General features: G+C 66.3%; 18 protein-coding genes. 12 read left to right on the forward strand and 6 right to left on the reverse strand.

Annotation, left to right across the window (positions count from 1 at the left end; all coding sequences use genetic code 11):
- The first annotated feature begins 322 nt into the window (after positions 1-322).
- On the forward strand, positions 323-1648 hold the full coding sequence (sbmA, locus tag LL06_RS02450) for a peptide antibiotic transporter SbmA (RefSeq protein ID WP_035521711.1): 1326 nt from the start codon (positions 323-325) through the stop codon (positions 1646-1648).
- Positions 1649-1672: 24 nt separating this feature from the next.
- Here sbmA and LL06_RS02455 read toward each other — a convergent pair whose 3' ends face one another.
- Positions 1673-2698: a polysaccharide deacetylase family protein gene (locus LL06_RS02455; protein WP_052161132.1), complete on the reverse strand. Its 1026-nt coding sequence runs from the start codon at positions 2696-2698 to the stop codon at positions 1673-1675.
- A gap of 282 nt (positions 2699-2980) precedes the next feature.
- Between LL06_RS02455 and LL06_RS02460 the strand changes: the two genes are divergently transcribed.
- The 9 genes from LL06_RS02460 to LL06_RS02500 all read left to right on the forward strand — a co-directional run bounded on the left by LL06_RS02460 (position 2981) and on the right by LL06_RS02500 (position 10247).
- Entirely contained in the window at positions 2981-3568 is a 588-nt protein-coding gene (locus LL06_RS02460; protein WP_035521713.1) for an NnrU family protein, read from the forward strand.
- A 131-nt stretch (positions 3569-3699) separates the two neighbouring features.
- Positions 3700-4371 carry a tetratricopeptide repeat protein gene (locus tag LL06_RS02465; protein WP_035521715.1) on the forward strand — a complete coding sequence of 224 codons (672 nt, stop codon included), beginning with the start codon at positions 3700-3702 and terminating at the stop codon, positions 4369-4371.
- 49 nt (positions 4372-4420) lie between these two features.
- A complete protein-coding gene (gene der / locus LL06_RS02470; RefSeq protein WP_035521717.1) occupies positions 4421-5920 on the forward strand; it encodes a ribosome biogenesis GTPase Der in 1500 nt (499 codons plus the stop codon).
- Positions 5921-6243: 323 nt separating this feature from the next.
- Positions 6244-7380: a cell wall hydrolase gene (locus LL06_RS02475; protein ID WP_244447021.1), complete on the forward strand. Its 1137-nt coding sequence runs from the start codon at positions 6244-6246 to the stop codon at positions 7378-7380.
- Positions 7381-7618: 238 nt separating this feature from the next.
- Positions 7619-8023, forward strand: coding sequence for an AtpZ/AtpI family protein (locus LL06_RS02480; RefSeq protein ID WP_052161133.1), 405 nt, complete (start codon positions 7619-7621; stop codon positions 8021-8023).
- Between the two features lie 36 nt (positions 8024-8059).
- Entirely contained in the window at positions 8060-8809 is a 750-nt protein-coding gene (locus LL06_RS02485) for a F0F1 ATP synthase subunit A (protein WP_035521722.1), read from the forward strand.
- A 65-nt stretch (positions 8810-8874) separates the two neighbouring features.
- Positions 8875-9102, forward strand: a complete 228-nt coding sequence (locus tag LL06_RS02490) for a F0F1 ATP synthase subunit C (protein WP_035521724.1) — start codon at positions 8875-8877, stop codon at positions 9100-9102.
- Positions 9103-9167: 65 nt separating this feature from the next.
- Complete coding sequence (locus LL06_RS02495; protein ID WP_035521785.1) at positions 9168-9752, forward strand: F0F1 ATP synthase subunit B; 585 nt, start codon at positions 9168-9170, stop codon at positions 9750-9752.
- A gap of 15 nt (positions 9753-9767) precedes the next feature.
- Positions 9768-10247 carry a F0F1 ATP synthase subunit B gene (locus LL06_RS02500; RefSeq protein ID WP_035521726.1) on the forward strand — a complete coding sequence of 160 codons (480 nt, stop codon included), beginning with the start codon at positions 9768-9770 and terminating at the stop codon, positions 10245-10247.
- A gap of 192 nt (positions 10248-10439) precedes the next feature.
- Here the strand turns inward: LL06_RS02500 and LL06_RS02505 are convergent, their stop codons facing one another.
- Together LL06_RS02505 and LL06_RS02510 are read right to left on the reverse strand one after the other, a co-directional pair.
- Positions 10440-11039 (reverse strand): ribonuclease HII, encoded by a 600-nt coding sequence (locus LL06_RS02505; protein ID WP_244447022.1) that lies wholly within the window; start codon positions 11037-11039, stop codon positions 10440-10442.
- 219 nt (positions 11040-11258) lie between these two features.
- On the reverse strand, positions 11259-12416 hold the full coding sequence (locus LL06_RS02510; RefSeq protein WP_035521730.1) for a PA0069 family radical SAM protein: 1158 nt from the start codon (positions 12414-12416) through the stop codon (positions 11259-11261).
- Positions 12417-12610: 194 nt separating this feature from the next.
- On the opposite strand from LL06_RS02510, the gene LL06_RS02515 reads away from it, so the two are divergent.
- A complete protein-coding gene (locus LL06_RS02515; protein WP_035521733.1) occupies positions 12611-13126 on the forward strand; it encodes a glycosyl transferase in 516 nt (171 codons plus the stop codon).
- A gap of 31 nt (positions 13127-13157) precedes the next feature.
- Here LL06_RS02515 and LL06_RS02520 read toward each other — a convergent pair whose 3' ends face one another.
- The 3 genes from LL06_RS02520 to LL06_RS02530 all read right to left on the reverse strand — a co-directional run bounded on the left by LL06_RS02520 (position 13158) and on the right by LL06_RS02530 (position 17006).
- Positions 13158-14033 (reverse strand): 4-(cytidine 5'-diphospho)-2-C-methyl-D-erythritol kinase, encoded by an 876-nt coding sequence (locus LL06_RS02520; protein WP_035521735.1) that lies wholly within the window; start codon positions 14031-14033, stop codon positions 13158-13160.
- 26 nt (positions 14034-14059) lie between these two features.
- Positions 14060-15865, reverse strand: a complete 1806-nt coding sequence (locus tag LL06_RS02525) for a tetratricopeptide repeat protein (protein WP_035521737.1) — start codon at positions 15863-15865, stop codon at positions 14060-14062.
- Between the two features lie 124 nt (positions 15866-15989).
- The gene (locus LL06_RS02530; protein WP_035521738.1) at positions 15990-17006 is read right to left on the reverse strand and encodes a polyprenyl synthetase family protein; all 1017 of its coding nucleotides are present in this window, start codon (positions 17004-17006) and stop codon (positions 15990-15992) included.
- A gap of 133 nt (positions 17007-17139) precedes the next feature.
- Between LL06_RS02530 and LL06_RS02535 the strand changes: the two genes are divergently transcribed.
- On the forward strand, positions 17140-17379 hold the full coding sequence (locus tag LL06_RS02535; RefSeq protein WP_035521740.1) for a DUF2007 domain-containing protein: 240 nt from the start codon (positions 17140-17142) through the stop codon (positions 17377-17379).
- Positions 17380-17498 lie beyond the last annotated feature (119 nt).

Raw genomic sequence — 17498 nt, forward strand, 5'->3', positions numbered from 1 at the left:
GAATGCTGCAATGCACAAATAGGCGCTCGCGACCGATTTTCCAATCAAGATTCGGTGACGCGCGCGAAACCCCGCACATCATCCGGGCCGACCTGCCTCGACCGGAATACGGGACCATCGAAGATCCTCCTGACCACAACGGGCGCAGTCCACACCTGTGGCCGCGGTTCACAGGACCGGTCATGCCCTCTCTTGCATCAGCACGATGGCGTGAACCGCTTATGGCCCGGATTGCCGTATTCGCCGCAGTGTCCTAGGTATTCGTGCGACTCACGACGAAACAGGTCCCGCGCTGCGGGACGATTTCCAGGATCCGCGCCCCGTGTTTGAATCATTTTTCCCCAGACCGAAGCTCTTCTTCCCCTCAGTTCTGATCTGGGCGGCATTGGGCATCCTGATCTGGTACACGGTCGGCGACAGCATCGGCGCGGCGCTGGGCTTCGACCTGCCCGAGCCGGAAGGCGAGCCGATCGTCGGGCTGCGATATTTCTACACGCCGTCCTTCCTGTGGTTCTATCTCTTCTACTTCATCTGGTCGGGCGTGTTCATGGCGTTCTGGTTCATCTATTCGCCGCACAAATGGCAATGGTGGTCGATGCCGGGCTCGGCCTTCATCCTCTTCACCACCTATTACGGCGTCCAGGTCTCGGTGGCGATCAACAACTGGCGGCGGCCGTTCTTCGACCAGTTCCAGCAGGCGCTGACCGGCGACGGCACGGTGACCTCGGCGGACCTTTACGGCCTGTTGCTCATCTTCGCCCAGATAGCCCTGATCTCCATGGTCATCTTTGTCGTCACCCGCTTTTTCGTCAGCCACTATATCTTCCGCTGGCGCACCGCGATGAACGATTTCTACATGCAGCGCTGGCCGCTGGTCCGCCACATCGAGGGCGCCTCCCAGCGCGTGCAGGAAGACACCATGCGCTTCGCCTCGATCATGGAGGGCCTGGGCGTGGCCTTCGTTAATGCGGTGATGACGCTGGTAGCGTTTCTGCCGGTCTTGTGGGGTCTGTCGCAATACGTCACCGAACTGCCGCTGGTCGGCGAGATCCCGCATGCGCTGTTCACCGCGCTGATCTTCTGGGCGGCTTTCGGAACCGGCTTGCTGGCCATCGTCGGCATCAAGCTGCCGGGTCTCGAGTTCAGGAACCAGCGCGTCGAGGCCGCCTACCGCAAGGAACTGGTCTATGGCGAGGACGATCCGGACCGCGCCCAGCCGCCCACCGTGGCCGAGCTGTTCGAAAATGTCCGGAAGAACTATTTCCGGCTCTACTTCCACTACATGTATTTCAACATCGCCCGCGGCTTCTATTTCCAGGCGGACAACATCTATGTCGACGTTCTCCTGGTGCCGACCATCGTCGCGGGCAAGATCACTCTTGGCATCTGGCAGCAGATCCTGACTGCCTTCGGCCAGGTCTCAAACTCGTTCCAGTTCCTGATCAGTTCCTGGACGACCATCGTCGAGCTGATCTCGATCTTCAAGCGTCTGCAGGCTTTCGAAGCCGTGTTCCGCGGCCAGGAACTGGATGAGATCGAACGGAACTATCTGGCGAGCCAGGGCGGTTTCGCGCAGCCCGTTGCCGATCCGTCGCCCGGCGCGGGCGGACCCGATCAGATTCAGACGATCGAGGATCCGAAACGCTGACCGGTCCGGCGTCCGGGCTCTGATCTAGCTCGCCGATCCGTCGCTGCGCTCGAGCCGGCGCAGCGCCTCCTGATAGGTCACGCAGTCGACATCGGGACGGACGCAGGTCTCGATGGCGAAGCGCTCGAGCGCGGTCCAGTAGGCGCCGCCGTTCATCTCGACGAAGTGAAAGCCGAGCTGCAGCGGCCGCCGCTTGCCCGAATACTCCGCCTCGAAGGCCGCGCGGAACGCCGCAAGCGTCCGCTCCGCGAACTCCTCCGATTTCGATGGGGTCTCGAACGCGGCGGAATGCCGGACGAACAGATTGTAGTCCATGGCGATGATCCGCCGGCCCTTGGGCCCTTCCGGGATCAGCGGCAGGGCGAATCGCGCGACGGTCTTCGAGACATCGGGCATGACCGGTCCCTGCGATACGGCGCTGGCGTCATAGCTCAGGCCATGGGCGGCAAGCGCCGCATAGAGCCCGTCGCCCCCCGACAGATAGGGCGCGCGAAACCCCTTCACCGCCGATGTCGCAAACCCCGCCCAACCGGCGGGTTCCGATCCGCCATTGCGGCTCCAGGCAGTTTTCAGCGCCCCGTCGAACTGGCCGAACTCCTTGAGCCAGTCGGATTTGCTCCAACCCTTGCCGTCGAAATGGCCGCAGCCATGGCTGCCGATCTCGTGCCCGGTCTGGTAGGCGGCCCAGACATGGCCGAGCCGGGTCAGCACGTCGGCGCTGTCGGGCGCGAAGCCGACATTGGAGCGGCCCGCGGACTGGCCCGGGGCCTGATAGCCGCGACGGTCGTCCCGGTTCATCAGAAAAGTGCAGGACAGGAAATAGGTGAACCGCGCCCCGGTCGCCTCGCCGAGCTTCAGGCTGCGTTCCCACAGTGCATTGTCATGGGCGCCGTCGAAGGAGATCAGCACCATCTGCCTGGGCCGCTCCCCGGCCTGTGCCCCGGTGGAGGCGGGACCGGCGAGCAGCGCCGCGGCGAGGAGAGCCGCGGCGAGGCCTCGGGTCGGCGCCGCGCCACGCGGCGGGGCAGGGGATTTCGCGGGGGCGATCATGGGCAATCCGATGCGACGCTTGACAGAAAACAGTGTCCCGACGTCGTGAAGGGCAAATGCGGCAGGGATGTGAAACGGCGGGTCGGCCGGCGCCGGTGCGTCCCGGAGATCCCGCGCGCGGCCGGACCCTCCGCCCCGCGCAGTCGTGGACATCCCGCCGACGTTGCCCGACCCGCGGCAGGACAAATCCGGGCGCGGGCGGCTTCTCATGGGGAGTGGTCCGGGCTATGGTCGCCGCCACACGCGGACGGGGCTGCCCGGACGCCACATAGGAGATGAACAATGATCTGGCTGATACTCGGACTTGTGCTGTTTCTGGGCATACACTCTGTCCGGATCGCTGCGCCCGGCTTCAGGCAGGCGCAGATCGATGCGCGCGGACTGAACGCCTGGAAGGGGATTTATTCCGTGCTGGCGATCATAGGCTTCGTGATCCTCGTCTGGGGCTACGGCATAGCCCGGCAGGATCCGGTGGTGTTCTGGGCGGCGCCCGCCTGGATGAGCCATGTCGTGGCGCTGCTGATGGTGCCGGTCATGATCCTGCTGGTCGCCTCCCAGGTGCCGGCGGGCCGCATCAAGGCCGCCGTCAAGCATCCGCAACTGCTTGCCGTCAAGATCTGGGCGCTGGCCCATCTCCTGGTCAATGGCGATCTGGCGTCGATCGTCCTGTTCGGCGCCTTCCTGGCCTGGGCCGTCGTCGACCGGATTTCGGAAAAGAAGCGGCTGCGCGCCGGCATCACCAGCAATCCGGTGGCGGGGCCGGTGAAATGGGATATCATCTCCGTCGTGGGCGGCCTGGTGCTCTATGTGCTGTTCCTGCTCTACCTGCACCAGTGGCTCATCGGGGTGCCGCCGATCGCCGGCCTGTAGCTTCGCCGGCGCCGCGCTTTGGCGCTTTTGGCGCCGCACCCCCTTACAGAAGCCGCAAAATCGGCTAGAAGGCCCCACACGCCGCCGCTTGCGGCACGAGATCGAGAGGACCGGCTTCGGCCGGTGACGCCATGGCAGACGACAATTCGACATTCATCCGCGAGGTCAATGACGACCTGCGCTCGGATTACATGAAGGCGCTGTGGAAGCGGTTCCGCTTTGTCATCCTCGCCGTGGCGATCGGCATCGTCGTCTTCACCGCCGGCCTGCGCGGCTGGCAGTACTGGCAGGAAACCACCGCCGCCCGCTCCGGCGACGTGTTCCTGGCGGCGCTCGAAAAGGCCCGCACCGGCGACACCGATGCGGCGCTCGCCGAATTCCAGGAGCTCGAGAAAACCGGCTACGGCTCCTATCCGGTGCTGGCGCGCATGCGCGCCGCCACGGTCCTGGCCGACAAGGGCGATACGGCCGCGGCGATCGCGGCCTTCTCCGCGATCGGCAAGGATACCGCCCAGCCCGTCGCCATCCGCGACGCCGCGCGGCTGCGCGCCGCCTATCTGCTGGTCGACAACGGCAGCTACGCCGATGTCTCGGGGGAAGTCGAAGTTCTGGCCGTCCCCGGCAATCCGGCCCGCCACTCGGCCCGCGACGCGCTGGGGCTCGCGGCCTTCAAGGCCGGCGATCTCAAACAGGCCTCCGAGTGGTTCGGCGCCATCGCCGCCGACAGCGAGGCCCCCAACGGCATCAAGACGCGCGCCGGCCTCATGCTCGACATGATCGCCGCCCAGGGCGGCGCATCCTGACCGCTCCGGCGCCCCGGACGATGACGGCGCCTTCGGGCAAGGACTTTCCATGACCATCACCCTCGCCATTGTCGGACGCCCCAATGTCGGCAAATCGACGCTCTTCAACCGTCTGGCCGGCCGCAAGCTGGCGCTGGTCGACGACACGCCCGGCGTGACCCGCGACCGCCGGCCGGGCGACGCCAAGCTGGTCGACTTGCGCTTCCGCATGATCGACACCGCCGGCCTCGAAGTGGCGGGACCCGACACGCTGGAAGGCCGCATGCGCGCCCAGAGCGAGATGGCGATGGACGAGGCCGACGGCGCGCTGTTCCTGATCGACGCCAAGTCCGGGCTGACCCCGGCCGATGAATTGCTGGCCGAAATCCTGAGAAAACGCGGCAAGCCGGTGGTGCTGGTCGCCAACAAGGCCGAATCCAAGGGCGCGGAATCTGGCATGTACGACGCCTACCGCCTGGGGCTCGGCGAACCCTGCCCGATCTCGGCCGAGCACGGCGGCGGCATGCTCGACCTGCGCGACGCCATCGTCGCGGCCTTCGGCGAGGAGCGCTGTTTCCCGCCCAAGGACGCGCCGCTGGCCGAGGCCGTCACCGATATCGACGTCTCCACGCCCGACGAGGAGGACGAGGGGCCCGACTATGACGAGACCAAGCCGCTCCGGGTCGCCATCGTCGGCCGTCCCAATGCCGGCAAGTCGACGCTGATCAACCGGTTCCTCGGCCAGGACCGGCTCCTGACCGGTCCCGAGGCCGGCATCACCCGCGATTCCATCGCTGTCGATTTCGAATGGCGCGGCCGCAAGATCAAGCTGTTCGACACCGCCGGCCTGCGCCGCAAGGCGCGCGTCCAGGAAAAGCTCGAGAAGCTCTCGGTCGCCGATGCGCTGCGCGCCATCCGCTTCGCCGAGGTCGTGGTCGTGGTGTTCGATTCGACCATCCCCTTCGAGAAGCAGGACCTGCAGATCGCCGACCTGATCGTGCGCGAGGGCAGGGCGCCGGTCATCGCCTTCAACAAGTGGGACCTGATCGACAACCGCCAGGAAAAACTGGCCGAGCTGCGCGAGATGACCGACCGGCTGCTGCCGCAGATCCGCGGCATCCGTGCCGTCACCGTGGCCGGCCAGACCGGCGACGGGCTCGACCGGCTGATGGAAAACATCGCCATGGTCCACAGGACCTGGAACAAGCGCATCTCGACCGCCAAGCTCAACAAGTGGCTCGACCATGTCCAGGGCCATCACCCGCCGCCGGCGGTGTCGGGCCGGCGCCTGAAGCTCAAATACATGACGCAGATCAAGTCGCGCCCGCCGGGCTTCATGATCTCCTGCACGCGGCCCGACGCCGTGCCGGAATCCTACACCCGGTATCTCATCAATTCGCTGCGCGCCGATTTCGACATGCCGGGCATTCCGCTGCGTGTGGTCTACCGCAGCGGCGACAATCCCTATGCGCCCAAGGACGGCAAGACCAAGCGGGCCTCGGTGATGCCGAAGAAATCCACCCGCCGCACGGTCTCGGGCAAGCTCGCCCCCAAGAAGCGCAGCGGCTGATCTCAAGGCGCGCGCCCGGCCTCTCGCCGCCACGACGCCTGCCGCCGAGGTCTGCCCGGAAAATTCCTTAAATCGGACATGGTCAGCAGTGATACAGGCGCCGCGGCGCTGACGCGCCCACGCGTCTTTTCCGCCGGTGCAACCCGGGCTTTTCGGGGTTTCTCAGATCTTGCCGACATCAGGCCGAACATTCGGGGTCGCTCATTAACGCTCCATCAAGGTTAATCCTCCATTCTCTCACGCAGTCTCGTATCCGTGTCCTGAGTTCCGGAGTTGTTGTTTTGCGTCAGAAGCGTCGTTCGCCCGGCAGCGGCCATTCCGTGTTGAGCCGCCTGTCAGCGCCCGTGATCCTCGGCCTCGCAGCCTTTGTGTTGACCCCCACCATCACCTCGCATGCCGACATGGCCACCATGCTGGCCGGCAGCGATGGGGCCGACGGCAGGTGGAAAACCGCACTGACCGCCTCGCCGGCGGGCTCGATCCAGGCCGCCGAGCTCGAATTCACCGACCCCATCATGACCTCGTCCATTGCCTCGGGCGCGGGCGTCACGCTGCCCAATGGCGACAAGATCGCCTTCATGGGCAAGATCGGCGCCGCCGATCCGCGTCCCGACGCCGAGCGTGTGACCCGCAGCCTGAAGAAGGGCAGGGTCATCGCCGTGGCCCCCGTGCAGCCGCCCAAGGATTTTTCCGCGGGCTCCGTGCTCGAGCGGCAGTCCAACCTGCTGCAGCCGGCGCTGGACCAGACCAACGCGATGGCCTTCCTCAAGCCCGATATCCGCGGCAAGGAATTCAAGATCGCCACCACCTTCTTCGCCAGGGGCAAGCAGAAGCCCGCGCCGCAGGTGCCGGCGATGCTGGCGAGCCTGGTGACCAACGACAATCCCGACATTCTCGCCACCGCCTATGCGCCGCCCGCGCCGGACTATGCCAAGCAGTCGCCCTTCAGCTCGGTGCTGACCGAGGTGACCCCGCGCGGACGTTTCATTCCGCCGGTGACCGAGGAAGATCACCGCTGGGCCGGCACCGCGCTGCCGGCCTCGGTCTTTTCGGAAGCCGAACAGCGCTGCCTCGCCGCCGGCATCTACTTCGAGGCCCGGGGCGAATCCGTCAAGGGCCAGGCCGCCGTCGCCCAGGTGATTCTCAACCGGGTGCGCAATCCCACCTACCCGAACACGGTCTGCGGCGTCGTCTACCAGAACGACGACTGGCGCAACCGCTGCCAGTTTTCCTTTGCCTGCGACGGCATCAAGGACCGGGTGAGGTCGCCCAAGCACTGGAACATGGCCGAGGAAATCGCGCTGGCGACGACCGCGGGCAAGATCTGGCTCACCGAAGTCGGCTCCTCGACCCACTACCACGCCACCTATGTGCGCCCGCCCTGGGCCAAGAGAATGCGCAAGGTCGGCAAGATCGGGCTGCATGTTTTCTACGTCACCTATGGCGGCGGCTGGTCCTGAACCGGGCCGCACGGGACGCGCCGCAATGCGCGTGAGTCTGGCCCGCGTACGGAAGTTTTTCTGATACTTCCGTAGCGAGCCCCGGAAGGCGGCCTTCAAGTATTTGAAAAAAATGGACAAAAACGTCACGCGCTTAGCTCCCTCCGCGCCTTGACTATGATCTGACCTAAAACTATGTTGCGCCCGACTTCGAGACGGCTTTTTCCGAGCCGTCGCTGGCGTGTCAGGGGGCGCATCCATGGATGAAAAGCGCGGGACTGGCGGCTCTGACAGGGCAGACGCGGGCGGTGAAACGGAAAACGGCCCCTCGGAAAGCCTGGAGGCCCGTCGCCTGCGCCTGAACGCCGATCTTCTCGCCCGCCGCACGGTGGAGCCGGGGGAGGGAGGCAGCAGGGAAGCGAGGCAGGGCTACGCGCTTGCGGTCAAGCTGTCGAGCGAGTTCATCGCCGGCGTGATCGTTGGAGCGCTGCTGGGCTATGTGTTTGATCGGTTTTTGGGCACGTCGCCCTGGGGCCTGATCGTGTTTCTGATCCTGGGCTTCTGCGCCGGGGTGCTGAATATCCTGCGCTCGACCGGCGCGGTCGCCCCGTCTCCGGTCGGGCGGAGCCAGGCCGGGCAGCGCGGGAACGACGACGGGAAATAATGCCGGTCCGACCGGAATGCGAGAAAGAGGCGTGAAGTGGCCAACGATCCGATACACCAGTTCCAGATCAGCAAGCTCGTCCCCATCGAGATCGGCGGCCTGGACCTGTCGTTCACCAATTCGTCGCTGTTCATGGTGGCGACCGTGGCTGCCGCCGCGGGCTTCCTGTTCCTGACCACCGCCAATCGCGGCATGATCCCCTCGCGGCTGCAGTCGATCTCCGAAATGTCCTATGAATTCGTGGCCTCGATGCTGCGCGACGGCGCCGGATCGCAGGGCATGCGCTTCTTCCCGATGGTGTTCTCGCTGTTCATGTTCGTGCTGGTGGCCAATCTGCTCGGCATGTTCCCCTATTTCTTCACCGTCACCAGCCATCTGATCGTCACCTTCGCGCTGGCCATGCTGGTCGTCGGCACGGTGGTGGTCTATGGCTTCTGGAAGCACGGGCTGCATTTCCTCAACCTGTTCGTGCCGTCCGGCGTGCCGGGCATCCTGCTGCCGCTGGTGGTGATGATCGAGGTCATCTCCTTCCTGTCGCGGCCGATCAGCCTCTCGGTTCGTCTGTTCGCCAACATGCTCGCCGGCCACATCACGCTCAAGGTCTTCGCCGGCTTCGTCGTCTCGCTGGGCGGGATGGGCGCGCTCGGCATCGGCGGCGCGATCCTGCCGCTGGCCATGACCGTGGCGCTCACCGGTCTTGAATTCCTCGTCGCCTTCCTTCAGGCCTATGTCTTTGCGGTGCTGACCTGCATGTACCTCAACGACGCCCTGCATCCCGGCCACTAGGATCCTTTCACCGGCGGTTCGCCGCCAGCCAAATCGCATCCATCCCATTCCAAAGGAGTTTTATCATGGAAGCAGAAGCAGCAAAGTACATCGGCGCCGGCATCGCTTGCCTCGGCATGGGTGGCGCAGGCATCGGCCTGGGCACCATCTTCGGCAACTACCTCGCAGGCGCCCTGCGCAACCCGTCGGCAGCCGACGGCCAGTTCGGCCGTCTGATCTTCGGCTTTGCCGTGACCGAAGCTCTGGGCATCTTCTCGCTGCTCGTTGCCCTCCTTCTCCTCTTCGCCGTCTAATCGTCGAACGAGTGTCAGGCTTGCCACGCCGGATCACCGGCGTGGCATTTCATCTGGAGGCGACCATGTTTGTTGTGACCCCGGCTCAGGCCCAGTCCAACCCCACCGAAGGAACCATTTCGGAAACCGGCGCACACGGTGGCGAGACCCACGGTGGCGGCGTATTTCCGCCCTTCGATTCATCGACCTATGCCTCGCAGCTTCTGTGGCTGGCGATCACGTTCGGCCTGTTCTACCTGTTCATGTCGCGCGTCATCGTGCCCCGCATCGGCGGCATTCTGGAGCACCGGCGCGACCGGATCGCCCAGGATCTCGATGAAGCCAACCGTCTGAAGGAAGAAGCCGACGCCGCCATCGCCGCTTACGAGCAGGAACTGGCGGACGCGCGCAAGAAGGCTTCGGCGATCGCCGAGACCGCGCGCGAGAAGGCCAAGGCCGCGGCCGAGGCCGAGCGGACCAAGACCGAAGCCGAACTCAACGCCAAGATGGCCGAGGCCGAGAAAAGCATCGCCGCCATCAAGGACAAGGCGCTGGCCGAAGTCGACACCATCGCCGAGGAAACCGCCACCGATGTGGTCAAGCATCTCCTGGGCGGTTCCGTGACCAAGGCCGAGGTCGCAGCCGCGATCCGCGCCGCATCCGGCAAGTAAGCGGAGAAGACGATCATGGACGCAACATTCTTTGCCTTCGTCGGGCTTATCATCTTCCTGGCGATCCTCGCCTATGTGAAGGTGCCCGCCATGCTGACGGGCGCCCTCGACAAGCGCGCCGACCAGATCCGCAACGAACTCGAGCAGGCCAAGAAGCTGCGCGAGGAGGCCCAGCAGTTGCTGGCCGAGTACCAGCGCAAGCGCAAGGAAGCCGAATCCGAGGCGCAGAGCATTCTCGGCGCCGCCGAACGGGAAGCCAACGCGCTGCGCGAGGAAGCCAAGGCCAAGACCGAGGACTATGTCGCCCGCCGCACCGCGATGGCCGAGCAGAAGATCCGCCAGGCGGAGACCGATGCGGTCAACGAGGTCCGCGCCTCGGCCGTCGATCTGGCGATCGCCGCGGCTGAAAGGCTGATCGCCGCCAAGGTCGACTCCAAGACCTCGGGCGAGCTGTTCAAGGCCTCGCTCGGCGACATGAAGACCCGGCTCAACTGAGCCCTCCGACATAGAATGCACAAAGGCCGGGATCATCTCCCGGCCTTTGTCGTTTGGGGACGGGGTAGGGCGCCCCAGGGCGGGCGAGCGCTCCGGCGGCGCCGATCGGGCCGCCGGAGCGCCGGCAGGAGATCATGACGGGCTCGCGACCGTCCGCGGCCGCTCTGTATGCTTGATCCGGCCGGGTAATGCTCAGTCGGTGCGCAGCGGCCGGAAGGTCATGCGGTGCAGCGGGCAGGGGCCGTGCTCGGCGATCGCCAGCAGGTGCCGGGGCGCGCCATAGCCCATGTGGCTGTCGAAGCCGTAGCCGGGATGGACGAGGGCGGCGCGCACCATCATCCGGTCGCGCATCACCTTGGCGACGATCGAGGCGGCGGCGATGGAGAGCGACCGGGCGTCGCCCTTGATCAGCGCCCGGCCCTGGCAGGTGATGCCTGAGGGGAAATCGCGTCCGTCGACCAGCGCGTAATCGGGCTTCACCGGCAGCGCCGCCAGGGCCCGGCACATGGCGGCGAGGCTTGCCGCTCGGATATCCGTCCGCTCGATCTCGCGCGCCGAGGCGCTGGCGATGCCGACATGGCAGGACGCCATGATGAGTTCGAACAACTCCTCGCGCCGGGCCGGCTTCAGCGCCTTGGAATCGTTCAATCCGTCGGGAATGTAGGCAGGATCGAGGATGACGGCCGCGGCCACCACGGGACCGGCGAGCGGCCCGCGCCCGGCCTCGTCGAGGCCGGCGACGAGCCGGAAGCCGCTTCGGAGGGCGTCGCGCTCATGGCGATCGTCCGGCATTGCCGGACAGTCGGGAAACAGGGAATCAGACGGGGTACGAGCCATGTTGCGGCTAGACTCGCACACCCGCCTGATCCTCTGCAAGGCCCGGCGGCTGGGGACGGGATGCCGCGCGGGCGCCGGACCGCCTCTATGGGGCGGCGGGCGGTCCGGGTTGGGTCGCCGCGCACCCCCGGGGGATGCGCGGCGATCGGGTGAGGTCCGGCAGACCGGACCTGATTACAGCAGGCTCAACTGCACGCCCTCGCCATGGGGCGGAACGAACTGGTCGATCCGCAGCGGCGCTTTGCGGTGGTTGAGCCCAAGCCGCTTGGCGGCCATGTCGAACCTGCGGGAGATCTGCCAGGCATAAGGGCCGGTTCCGCGCATCCGCGTGCCGAATTCGGCGTCATAGTCCTTGCCGCCGCGCATCGAGCGGACCAGCGACATCACGTGCCGGTAGCGGTCCGGATAGTGCCTGAGCAGCCAGTCGCGGAACAGCGGGCTCACCTCGATGGGCAGGCGCAGCAGGATGTAGCCCGCCGCATCCGCGCCCGCCGCCTTGGCCGAATCGAGTATGCGCTCGATCTCGTGATCGTTGAGGCCGGGAATGACCGGCGCCGCCATCACCGAGACCGGAATGCCGGCATTGGACAGGGCGCGCATGGCTTCAAGCCGTTTCTCGGGCGTCGCCGCCCGCGGCTCCATCGTGCGCGCGAGCTTGCGGTCGAGCGTCGTCACCGACAGCGCCACCCGCGCAAGGCCCTTCGAGGCCATGCGCGACAGGATGTCGATGTCGCGCATCACCAGCGCCGATTTGGTGACGATGCCGACGGGATGGCCGGCGGCCTCCAGCACCTCGAGCAATTGCCGCATGATGCGCCACTGCCTTTCCACCGGCTGGTAGGGATCGGTGTTGGTGCCGATGGCGATCGGCTGCACCTTGTAGCCCGGCCGCGACAATTCGCGTTCGAGAAGCCGCGGCGCATCGGGCTTGGCGAACAGCCGCGCCTCGAAATCCACGCCCGCCGACAGGCCCATATAGGCGTGGGTGGGCCGGGCGAAGCAGTAGACGCAGCCATGCTCGCAGCCGCGATAGGGATTGATCGAGCGGTCGAAGGACAGATCGGGAGACTGGTTGCGGGTGATGACGGTGCGCGGCTTTTCGATCTGCACCTCGGTCTTGAACGGGGCCAGGTCCTCGAGACTGTTCCAGCCGTCGTCGAAGACCTCGCGGGCGCCGATCTCGTAGCGCCCCGGCATGTTGAGCCCGGCGCCGCGGCCACGTACCCGGTCCTCGCTCACGCGCAGGCCGCTGGCGGCGACCAGCGCATCGGCCTCGACGGCCTGCAGGCCGGGCGCGAAGGCGGTTTGTTTCAACGCTGAAAGGCTTGGCATAAGACCTCCATACGCCCCGGGGCGGGACAAGACCTGTGGCTGGGGCGGGCAATCCCGCCGTGTTCGTGATTATTTTCCTATCGTAATTTGTGGAACATAGCAAGAACAAAAAGCAGGATCGCCTCCGGCTGCGCCGTGCGCGGCCGCCTGCCGCGCCCGCTGGCGCAGAACCGGCGCATGATCTAAAAGGGGCAATGATCAGTGTGCTTATCGAATGCAAGGACCAGGAGAAAGCCCTGGCGGTGACGCTGGCGGCGCTTGTCCAGGGCGCCGTCGAAGGGCTCGTGGCCGAGGTCGTGATTCTCGACCGCGGCTCGCGCGACGCCACGGCGCAACTGGCCGACGCCGCCGGATGCCGGTTTCTCGAGGACCCGGACCTGCGCGATGTGGTGCGCTCGGCGCGCGCCGAGTGGCTGCTCCTGATCGAGCCCGGCGCCCGGCCGCTGCTGGGCTGGACCGATCATGTCGGCCAGCACATCGCCGCGGGGCGCCAGGCGGCGCGGCTCAGGCCGTCGCGCGAGTACCGGCTGCCGTTCCTGGCCCGGTTCCGCCGCCGCCTCTCCGCGCTCGAGCACGGCGTGCTGATGCCCAAGAAGCAGGCGATCGCCAATGCGCGGTCCGGTCAGTCGCTGGAAAGCCTCGGACGCGGCCTGGCGATGACCCGCCTCGACTGCGAGATCGTCCCCGCCGCCGTGCTGGCGCTGCCGTAGGGCGCATCAGTGCCCGCTCGCGCGGCTGACATCAGCCGTCAGCGAGCGTCCGTGTCGCGGCGACGAACCAGCCGGGCCTGTCCGTCCGCAGCCGCTGCGCCGCTTCCCCGGCCGCCTCCGCGTCCCTGAACACCCCGAAGCAGCTCGCCCCGGAGCCCGACATGCGGGCGAACCGTGCCCCGGAGCTTTTGAGCGCCGCAAGGCAGGCACCGATCTCGGGCGCCAGCCCGAGCGCCGGCGGCTCGAGATCATTGCGCGTGGCTTCGAGCCAGCCGAGGAACCCGTCCCGGTCGCGAAGGTCGGGCAGGGCGGGCAGGGGATCGTTCTCGCGGCTCTTAAGCGCCGAGAACACCGCCGGCGTCGACACGCCGATCCGCGGATTGACGATCACCAGATCGAGCCCGAAGCCGAGATCGACGGGTTCGAGCGCCTCGCCGATACCGCGGGCGACCAGCGGCCTTCCGAAAAGACACATCGGCACGTCGGCGCCGAGCTTGAGCGCAATGCGGGCAAGTTCGTCGGGCTCCGGCCTGTAATCCCAGAGGTCGCAGAGCAGCTTCAGCGTCGCCGCGGCATCCGCCGATCCGCCGCCGATGCCCGAGGCCACGGGAAGGTGCTTGGCAAGCGTGATGGCGACAGGAGCCGGCGTGCGCCCCGACAGCCGCGCGGCCTCGCGCAGGGCCTCTCGCGCGCGGACGACCAGGTTTCCCTGCGCGTCTTCCGCCGACAGCGCGCCCGCCTCCGGTCCCTCCAGCGAAAAGCCGTCATGGCCGGCCAGCCGCGCCGAGATGCGGTCGCCGAGGTCGGTGAACACGACCAGGCTTTCGATCAGGTGATAGCCGTCGGCCCGCCGCCCGGTGACGTGCAGCGCCAGATTGATTTTCGCCGGCGCGTCACGCGAAAGCATCGAATCGCTGTCTCACGGGCCCGGGCTCACAGGGAGGTGTCGGCGTCTTTGCTGGCGTCGTTGGCGGCCGCGGGAACCGCCGGGTCGGCCGCAGGCAGGCCCTCGCTCAGCTTGAGCTCGATCTTGGGCTTGAGGTCGGCGTCCGGCTCGTTGGCGAGCGCGCGTTTCCACTGGAACTCGGCCTCGAGCTCCCGCCCGACGCGCCAATAGGCGTCGCCCAGATGGTCGTTGATCGTCGGATCGGCCGGCTTGAGCTCGACGGCGCGTTCAAGTTCGCGCACCGCATCCTCGTACTGGCCGAGCCGGTAATGCGCCCAGCCGAGCGAATCGACGATGTAGCCGTCATTGGGTCTCAGATCGACGGCGGCGCGGATCAGGTCCATGCCTTCCTTGAGGTTCATGTTCATGTCGATCCAGGAATAGCCCAGATAGTTCATCACCTGCGGCTGGTCGGGAAACAGCTCCAGCGCCCGCTTGAACTGGGCCTCCGCCTTCGGCCACTGCTTCAGGCGCTCATTGGCGATGCCGGCCTGGAAGAACAGGTTCCAGTCGTTGCGGGTCGGCGTCGGCCCGATCACGGCAATGGCCTTCTCGTAGGTGCTGGCCATCTCGGCGTAGTCCTTGTCCATCGACAGGACGCTGCCATAGGCGAGATAGCTGCGGATGTCGCGCGGATCGGACTCGATGAGCGCGCTGAGATGATCCTTGGCTTCGGCGGTGCGGCCAAGGTCGGCAAGCGCCAGCCCGAGCTGCAGCTCCGACACCCGGCGCATCGGCGAGCTTTCCGGAACCGCCTCGTAGATGGCGATGGCGTCCTCCGCCTTGCCCAGCCGCTCCTTGAGGCTCGCCAGAAGCACGAGCGTGGCGGCGTTCTCGGGATCAAGCACCCGGGCGAATTGAAGGTAGACGCCGACCGTCTCTTCCGCGCCTTCGCGGTTGAGCGCGCTGCCGAGCGTGAAAAACGCAGCCGCCGCGCCCTGCTGCGCGGTCTTCACCCCGGCTTCCGGCTTACCGCCCTCGTCGATCGTCTGTCTCAGCGCCGACAGCGGCGCGTAGCCGGGCGAAAAGTCCTCGCCCGCGGACAGGGCGTCGAGCGCCGCGCGGGTGTTTCCGTCGCGCGCTTCCAGCCCGGCCAGCGCCATCACCGCGCGAATATAGGTGTCGGGCGCCGTGCCGCCGATTTCGGGGTCGGCGATCAGATCGGTGAAGTGCTTTCGCGCCTCCGCCTTGTTGCCCATCGCCTGCGCCATCGCGCCGGCATGGTAGCGCGTGAACACCGGATACCAGGGCGGCCCGTCGAGCGCGATAATCGTCTTGATCGCCTGGTCGCCCTTGCCGTCGCCATACTCGGCCCAGGCCTTGAGCAGCGTGTTGAGCAGGCGGTCGATCGGATTGCTGTCGTCCGCATTGAGCAGGCTTTCGGCCTTGCGGTATTCGCGCTTGGTCACGGCCTCCACCATCAGCGCCAGGTTGGAGACCTGGGAGACGGCGGGATCGTCCTTCAGTTCGCGGGCAAGGGCGACGCCATCGGCAAAACGCCCGTCGGTGAACAGCGCCACCATCAGCCGCTGCTTGATGTCGGCGTTTTCCGGGTCGAACTCGAGCGCCTTGGTGTAGAATTCGATCGCGCGGCCGGTGTCGTTGTCGACATCCGCGGTCCGCCCGGCGAGAAATGCGCCGGCAAAGCCGAGGAAATTGGGCTGGATCTCCGCCGGCTGTTCGGGCGCGGAGGCCGCCGCCAGGCTGGCTGCCGGAGCGAGCGCTCCGCCCATCGAAACGATCAGGCCCAGCGCAATGCTGGCCGCAAACCGGGCTGTCTTATTTCGCCGCATCAAGTTCCGCCTCATGTTTGATCTGGCCACGCGCCGGCCGCTGCCGAAGCACACTCGTCCAACACAATGGCTTTTTTGGCGCAGGGCGGCAAGGCCGGTGCCTGACGCCTGGGCCGGCCGGGGGTCAGGACGCGCGGTTGACGCAGAATGCGATGACTTCCATGAGCGCCGACTTCTCTTCCGAATCCGGCAGCGGCGCCAGCGCATCCCGGGCGATCGAGGCGTAATGCTCCGCGCGCACGGTGGTGTCCTTCAGGCTGCCATATTTGGTGATCAGCCCCATCGCCTTTTCCAGCGCCTGATCGTCGGTCTTTCCGCCTTCGATCGCCTCGCGCCAGAACGCCCGCTCCGATTCGGAGCCGCGCCGGTAGGCGAGCACGACCGGAAGCGTGATCTTGCCTTCGCGGAAATCGTCGCCGACATTCTTGCCCAGATCATGCGCGGACCCGCCGTAATCAAGCACGTCGTCGATCAGCTGGAACGCGAGCCCCAGATTGATGCCGTAGGATCTCAGCGCATTGCGCTCGGCCTTGCTGACGCCGGCGATGATCGGGCCCACTTCGCAGGCCGCCGAAAACAGCGCCGCCGTCTTGGCCCGGATCACCGAGAGGTAGTCGTCTTCCGTGGTTTCCATGTTCTTGGCGACGGAAAGCTGCAGCACTTCGCCTTCGGCGATCACAGCGGCCGCGTTGGACAGCACATCGAGCGCATCGAGCGAACCGACCTCGACCATCATCTTGAACGACTGGCCGAGCAGGAAATCGCCCACCAGCACGCTCGCCTGGTTGCCCCAGATCATGCGCGCGGTCGAGCGGCCGCGCCGCAGATCGCTCTCGTCGACCACGTCGTCATGCAGGAGCGTCGCCGTGTGCATGAATTCGACCGAGGTCGCGAGCTTGATATGGGCCTCGCCCGAATAGCCGAACATGGTCGCCGAGGCGAGCGTCAGCATCGGCCTCAGCCGCTTGCCGCCCGAGGAAATCAGATGGTTGGCCACTTCGGGAATGAGCGCGACATCCGATCCGGCCTTCGACAGGATCAACTGGTTGACCCGGTCCATGTCGCTACGCGTCTTGTCGACAAGCGGCTTGACCGATGCGTCCCTGTGCTTTCCATCTTCCAGTGAAATGACCACACCCAATGCTACGGACTCCTGATTTGACTTCCCGCGCACAATATTCAGCCCTACCTGTCACGGCAAGCGGCGAATTGGCGCGGACAGGGCTTGATACCTGATACGATGGGATGAAACAAAAGCATGACAAGGAAAACCGATGCATGATCTGATCCGCACCAACGACCCGGTGCTCATCTCGTTTGTGGAAAGCCTGATGCGCGACGCGGGAATCGGCTGCCTGGTGGCCGACAGCGGCATGAGCATCCTCGAGGGCTCGGTCGGGGTCATCCCGCGGCGCATCCTGGTCGACCCGGCCATGGCCGGCCAGGCCCGCCGCATCATCATCGACGCGGGGCTGGAAGATGAACTCAGGCCATGGACAGACAGTGACGCGTGACCCTGATCCGGGCGGGCCGGCGCCCGCCGCCACTTTTGCCGAGACCGGACCGTCGGGGCAGGGCCGGGACAACGGCCCGGCAGGGGAGGTCGCGGTCGGCTTCACGGTCGATGCCTTCC

Source organism: Hoeflea sp. BAL378, assembly GCF_000759435.1.
In the GTDB taxonomy this organism is placed as follows: domain Bacteria; phylum Pseudomonadota; class Alphaproteobacteria; order Rhizobiales; family Rhizobiaceae; genus Hoeflea.

Coding starts and splice junctions, on each gene's coding strand:
- LL06_RS02490 (WP_035521724.1), top strand. CDS start 8,875: ATGGAAGCAGAAGCAGCAAAGTACATCGGCGCCGGCATCGCTTGCCTC.
- LL06_RS02500 (WP_035521726.1), top strand. CDS start 9,768: ATGGACGCAACATTCTTTGCCTTCGTCGGGCTTATCATCTTCCTGGCG.
- LL06_RS02460 (WP_035521713.1), top strand. CDS start 2,981: ATGATCTGGCTGATACTCGGACTTGTGCTGTTTCTGGGCATACACTCT.
- LL06_RS02510 (WP_035521730.1), bottom strand. CDS start 12,416: ATGCCAAGCCTTTCAGCGTTGAAACAAACCGCCTTCGCGCCCGGCCTG.
- LL06_RS02480 (WP_052161133.1), top strand. CDS start 7,619: ATGGATGAAAAGCGCGGGACTGGCGGCTCTGACAGGGCAGACGCGGGC.
- LL06_RS02495 (WP_035521785.1), top strand. CDS start 9,168: ATGTTTGTTGTGACCCCGGCTCAGGCCCAGTCCAACCCCACCGAAGGA.
- LL06_RS02505 (WP_244447022.1), bottom strand. CDS start 11,039: ATGCCGGACGATCGCCATGAGCGCGACGCCCTCCGAAGCGGCTTCCGG.
- LL06_RS02535 (WP_035521740.1), top strand. CDS start 17,140: ATGCATGATCTGATCCGCACCAACGACCCGGTGCTCATCTCGTTTGTG.
- LL06_RS02465 (WP_035521715.1), top strand. CDS start 3,700: ATGGCAGACGACAATTCGACATTCATCCGCGAGGTCAATGACGACCTG.
- der (WP_035521717.1), top strand. CDS start 4,421: ATGACCATCACCCTCGCCATTGTCGGACGCCCCAATGTCGGCAAATCG.
- LL06_RS02525 (WP_035521737.1), bottom strand. CDS start 15,865: ATGCGGCGAAATAAGACAGCCCGGTTTGCGGCCAGCATTGCGCTGGGC.
- LL06_RS02515 (WP_035521733.1), top strand. CDS start 12,611: ATGATCAGTGTGCTTATCGAATGCAAGGACCAGGAGAAAGCCCTGGCG.
- LL06_RS02455 (WP_052161132.1), bottom strand. CDS start 2,698: ATGATCGCCCCCGCGAAATCCCCTGCCCCGCCGCGTGGCGCGGCGCCG.
- LL06_RS02520 (WP_035521735.1), bottom strand. CDS start 14,033: ATGCTTTCGCGTGACGCGCCGGCGAAAATCAATCTGGCGCTGCACGTC.